This is a genomic window from Pseudomonas marginalis (assembly GCF_001645105.1).
GTDB lineage: Bacteria > Pseudomonadota > Gammaproteobacteria > Pseudomonadales > Pseudomonadaceae > Aquipseudomonas > Aquipseudomonas petroselini.
This window is the reverse complement of sequence record NZ_LKEG01000037.1, coordinates 522-5,455: the sequence shown is the minus strand read 5'-3', so window position 1 is coordinate 5,455 and position 4,934 is coordinate 522. Positions and strand designations below refer to the sequence as shown.

Here is a 4,934-nt window from a genome sequence, read left to right as displayed (position 1 = left end):
GAGCAAGCCACCATGTTCCTGTTCGACCCGTGCGGCAACGCGCTGGAGTTCAAGGCGTTCAAGGATATGAGCCAGCTGTTCGCCAAGTAATCTGTTGTTCAAGCGACCGTCGCCATTAGAGCGACGGCGCACTCTCAAGCCGTGAAGCCTTGCTGTGTTGCGCCGGATACCTGTGAAAGCTTGTGCTTTCTCTGTCTCGCTGCACGCGCCTGGCCGATGCTTAGCCTGCCGCATGAGGATAGAGAACACTATGTCCGACCTCAGTCGCATTTTGGATGAGCCGCCAGGAGCGCCTCTTTCACCCGCTGAATGGCAGTTCGAGCCCTGCGGTGACCGCTGCGTGATCCTGATATTTGGCAGCGTATTTTCCATTGACCTAAACCGCCAGGCCGCCTCGGTCGGCAGTCAATTACGCACTCTGGCTGCTCAAGGCAAGCTGCCAGGCGTCACGGATGTTGTCTCTGCGATGGTGACCGTCGGCGTTCATTACTCTCCCGAGTCAATTGCCAGCCTTTTCCCCGGTGTGTCGCCTTACGAATCGATCTGCACACTTGTGACCGAGCGTCTCCAGGATTCGCGCAGTGCTGCCGCAACGACCGGCGCCCGCCTCGATATTCCCGTGTGCTACGACCCGGAATATGCTCCGGACCTTGAAGGTATCGCGCACGCCTGTGGCCTGACCGCCAATGAGGTGATCACCGCTCACACGGCCGACTGGCTGGATGTGTTGATGGTCGGTTTCGCGCCTGGCCATCCCTATATCGGCATGCACGACAGCGCCCTGTCGCTGCCGCGTCGCGCGACACCGCGCACGCTGGTCAAGCAAGGCAGCATTGGCATCGCTAACCGACAAAGTGTGATTTACCCGGCTGATCTCCCCGGCGGCTGGAACCTCATCGGGCGTACACCGCTGCCGATGTTTTCCCCCTTGAGTGAGCCGCCGTGTCGTTTACAGGGCGGCGACCAGATTCGATTTGTACCCATTACCCGTCATGAGTTTGATCTGTTGGCTCGGGAGAACGCGAAGTGACCATCAAGGTAATCAAACCCGGCATGCTCTCTACCTTCCAGGACACCGGGCGGCATGGGTTCCAGCATTGGGGCGTCCCCGTGACCGGCGTGATGGATGAGGATGCGCATGCCCTCTGCAACCTGCTGGTCGGCAATCCTCGTACCTTCAGCACGTTGGAAATGACCCTCCAGGGCCCGACGCTGCACTTTCAGGCCAAAGCTGTGATTGCGCTCGCCGGCGCGGACCTCGGCGCCGAGCTGGATGCGATTCCGCTCAAGCCCGGCGTAGCAGCCCTGGTGTCTCCAGGCAGCACCTTGAGTTTCGGCAAACGGCGACAGGGTGCCCGCGGTTACCTCGCGGTAGCTGGCGGCTTTTTGCTGCAACCGCTGATGAACAGCACCAGCACTTACTCCCGAGGCGGGTTCGGCGGGCTGCGCGGTCGCGCGCTGCAAGCCGGGGATTTGATTCCCATCTGCTCATCGTTTGCCAACCCGCCACGTCTCAGCCCCCGCTCGCACTTTGGGCTGTATGAAGCAGTTGCCTGCGAACAGATCAGAGTGATCGCAGGGCGAGAATGGAAGGACTTCTCCGCTGAGTCCCAAGTGCACTTCTTGAACCATGACTACACCTTGAGCGGTGACTCGGACCGTATGGGCTACCGACTCGATGGCACACCGCTGGCGTTGTCTTCGCCCAAAGAACTGTTATCGGAAAGTGTCGCGTTCGGCACCGTCCAGGTGCCCTCCAGCGGCAAGCCGCTGATCTTGATGGCTGACCGACAAACGACCGGCGGATATCCACGTATCGCCCAAGTAGCCAGTGTCGATTTGCCACGGCTCGCGCAATTACTGCCGGGCGACAAGTTGCGATTCTCTCTTATAGATTTGAGCGCCGCCGAAGCCTTGCTGCTCACCCGCGCTCGCACGCTCAAAGCGATGGAGGCCTTTAATGCCTGAAATAGATTTCAACAGCGACCTTGGCGAAGGTTTCAGCATTTATCGCGCAGGCGACGATGCGGCGATTCTTCCACACCTCACCTCAGCCAATATCGCCTGCGGCTTTCACGCTGGGGATTCGCGTTCCATGCGCTCAACCGTGGCGCTGGCAGCACAGTTGGGTGTGGCAATCGGTGCCCATCCTGGCTTTGACGACTTGCAAGGTTTCGGTCGCCGAATGATGACGCTGTCCGAGGATGAAGTGTACGAACTCATCGTTTACCAAGTCGGTGCGTTGCTGGGCTTTACCAAAGCCGCCAAGGTCGAACTGCGCCACGTCAAACCCCATGGTGCGCTTTACAACTTCGCGGCGGTGCACCGCCCCACTGCCGATGCGATCTGCAGAGCAGTCAAGGACATTGATCCGGGCCTGATTCTTTTCGGCTTGTCGGGAAGTGCCTTGGCCACCGCCGCCCAAGCCTGTGGCTTGACCGTGGCACAGGAGGTGTTTGCCGATCGCAGCTACCAGGAGGACGGCACACTGACGCCACGCAACCAGCCTGGCGCAATGATCGAAAACCTCCACGATGCGATCGATCAAGTCATGAACATGCTGCACCTGGGCGAAGTGCGCACCACCCAAGGGACCTGGGTACCAGTGAAAGCACACACGCTTTGCATACACGGCGACCAGCCCGGCGCTGCAGCGTTTGCCCGTGCGATCAAGCACGCACTGCTCAAAGAAGGCATCACCATTCAAAAGCCCGCGCGTGCGCGTACTTAAGTGACACCCACAACGTTTACCCATAATAAAAAGGAAACAACCATGCCTCGCGAATCAACCTCCTCGTTTTAACTGCCGAGCTTAAACCTCGTCTGAAAGCTGAATAGTCAATTACGGATGCATCTGGGCGCCTGAATGCCCGGATGAACCGTGCACTGTCGGTTTTCAGGACGTCACTTTCAAGGCAGGACCCTCTGCCACTTAACTCTTTTGGCCATTGGCCAGAGTGGAAGGTATTTATGTCTCGTGTTCTTTCTGAAACTACGCATTCGCCGCACCTCGACGTCGATGCAAACGCCACCGGTGACACAACGCAGTCGGCCGTCATTGCCAAGCGCGCGGCCATGGCTTCGGCCACCGGCACCGCAGTTGAATACTATGAGTTCAGTATCTACGGCTATATGGCGACCATCATCGCGCCTTTGTTCTTTCCCGGTGATAACCCCGCCGCGGCCCTCCTCGCCACGTTGGCGGTATTCGGCATTGCCTTTGTCATCCGCCCGATCGGCGGCGTGCTGCTCGGTCGCCTTGCCGATCGTATCGGTCGCCGTCGAGTGCTGCTCAGCACCGTGATCGGGATGGGCACCGCAACTGCACTGATCGGCGTGCTGCCCACCACCGCCCAGATCGGCCTGGCCGCGCCTATCCTGCTGGTGCTGCTGCGGTTGTCCCAAGGTTTCTTCGCCGGTGGCGAAGTAGTAGGCGCCGCGGCGTTCGTAGCCGAGTCCTCGCCCAACGGCAGACGCGGGTTCTTCGGTTCATTCACACCGCTGGGTGTCGCTGTGGGTGGCGCCACCGGTGCGATTGTCTGCGGTATCACCACCGGGCTGCTCAGTGCCGAGCAATTGCAGGCATGGGGCTGGCGTATTCCGTTCTTCCTGTCCATCCCGCTGGTTATGTTCTCTTTTTATATGCGGCATAACGTTGAAGAAACACCGGAATTCAAAGCCTTCCTGGCGAAGGAAAAGCCTCCGGTAGCGCCGGTCAAAGAGGTGTTCAGCAAAAATATGCCGGCACTGCTGCGGGTCATCGTCTTCGCGTCTGCGCAGAATGCGGGTTACTTCATCGGGATGGTGTTCATGAACATCTACCTCACAACTTACCTGCACTTCGAAAAATCCAAAGTCTACTGGGTGATTGCAGTTATCAGCCTGTGCATGGCGGCGATGATGCCCTTCTGGGGTGGTTTGTCAGACCGCATCGGTCGCAGGAAGGCGCTGAGCATCGGCTTTCTGGGCTACGCCATTCTGGTGATTCCCATGATGATCCTGATGGACAGCGGCAGCCTCTGGATTGCTGCGCTGGCGATGTTTGTCGCCACCTTGCCCATGCCAATCGTGCAATCGGTAGGCTACCCCACTTACGCCGAGCAATTTCCAACGCGTGTGCGCTACACGGCCATGGCGATCAGCATCAACCTGGGCGCCATCCTGGGCGGCGGGATCACCCCCTACGTGGTCACCTCGATTATCACCAAGACCGGCAATTTACTGGTACCGGGCTATTTCATGGCGGGTGCTGCGGTGTGTGCCTTGCTGGCGATTCTCACGCTGCGTGAAACGTCCAAGGGCAACCTCCTTAGATAGTTCGACGCTTCGTTTAGCCCCCAACCCACACATAAGGTTGCAGCAGCATGGACATTGAAAAAGTAAAAGAACTGGTCAAGTTGATCGAAGGATCGGGCCTGGCGGAGATCGATTTCAAAGAAGGCAACAATCGGGTCCGCCTTCGTCGAGACAGTAAACCCGCCGCTCACATCCCCGCGGTGGACGCTCCACAGATAGCCGAACTGCAGCAGGCTCCGGTCAAGCCTAAACCCGTCGGGACGGTTATCTCGGCACCGATGGTGGGCGTGTTCTACCGAAAGGCATCGGCGACTTCAGCAGCGTTCGTTGAGATTGGCCAATCCGTGGCAAAGGGCGATGTCTTGTGCATCGTGGAAGCCATGAAAATGATGAACACCGTGGAGGCAACCTGCAGTGGGGTCATTGAGGCAATCATGGTCGAAGACGGTCAGCCCGTTGAATACGACCAGCCCATGTTCAGAATTGTTTGAGCGACGCGGAGGTCAGAATGAGTGAAGTCGCAAAACTGCAAAAAGTAGTGATCGCCAACCGTGGCGAAATTGCTTTGCGTATCGTGCGCGCCTGTAAAGAACTGGGCATCAAGACCGTCGCTGTTTACTCGACGGCCGATACCGAAC

At 58.4% G+C, this 4,934-nt stretch carries 7 protein-coding genes; all 7 read left to right on the top strand.

The features are described from left to right. Positions 1-90, top strand: a 90-nt coding sequence (locus tag AO064_RS31255) for a hypothetical protein (protein ID WP_244159519.1), incomplete at its 5' end; no start/stop codon positions are given. A 160-nt stretch (positions 91-250) separates the two neighbouring features. After that, positions 251-1,030, top strand: coding sequence for a 5-oxoprolinase subunit B family protein (locus AO064_RS13415; RefSeq protein ID WP_064053651.1), 780 nt, complete (start codon positions 251-253; stop codon positions 1,028-1,030). Further along, positions 1,027-1,968 (top strand): 5-oxoprolinase subunit C family protein, encoded by a 942-nt coding sequence (locus AO064_RS13410; protein WP_064053650.1) that lies wholly within the window; start codon positions 1,027-1,029, stop codon positions 1,966-1,968. Before AO064_RS13415 ends, AO064_RS13410 begins: the two co-directional genes overlap by 4 nt. Next, a complete protein-coding gene (locus AO064_RS13405; protein WP_064053649.1) occupies positions 1,961-2,731 on the top strand; it encodes a LamB/YcsF family protein in 771 nt (256 codons plus the stop codon). The genes AO064_RS13410 and AO064_RS13405 overlap by 8 nt, the downstream gene beginning before the upstream one ends. Before the next feature lie 239 nt (positions 2,732-2,970). Continuing rightward, positions 2,971-4,317, top strand: a complete 1,347-nt coding sequence (locus AO064_RS13400) for an MFS transporter (RefSeq protein ID WP_064053648.1) — start codon at positions 2,971-2,973, stop codon at positions 4,315-4,317. Positions 4,318-4,364: 47 nt separating this feature from the next. After that, positions 4,365-4,787, top strand: coding sequence for an acetyl-CoA carboxylase biotin carboxyl carrier protein (gene accB / locus AO064_RS13395; protein ID WP_064053647.1), 423 nt, complete (start codon positions 4,365-4,367; stop codon positions 4,785-4,787). 17 nt (positions 4,788-4,804) lie between these two features. Then, the coding region (locus AO064_RS31250) for a biotin carboxylase N-terminal domain-containing protein (RefSeq protein ID WP_244159518.1) at positions 4,805-4,934 on the top strand (130 nt) is incomplete at its 3' end.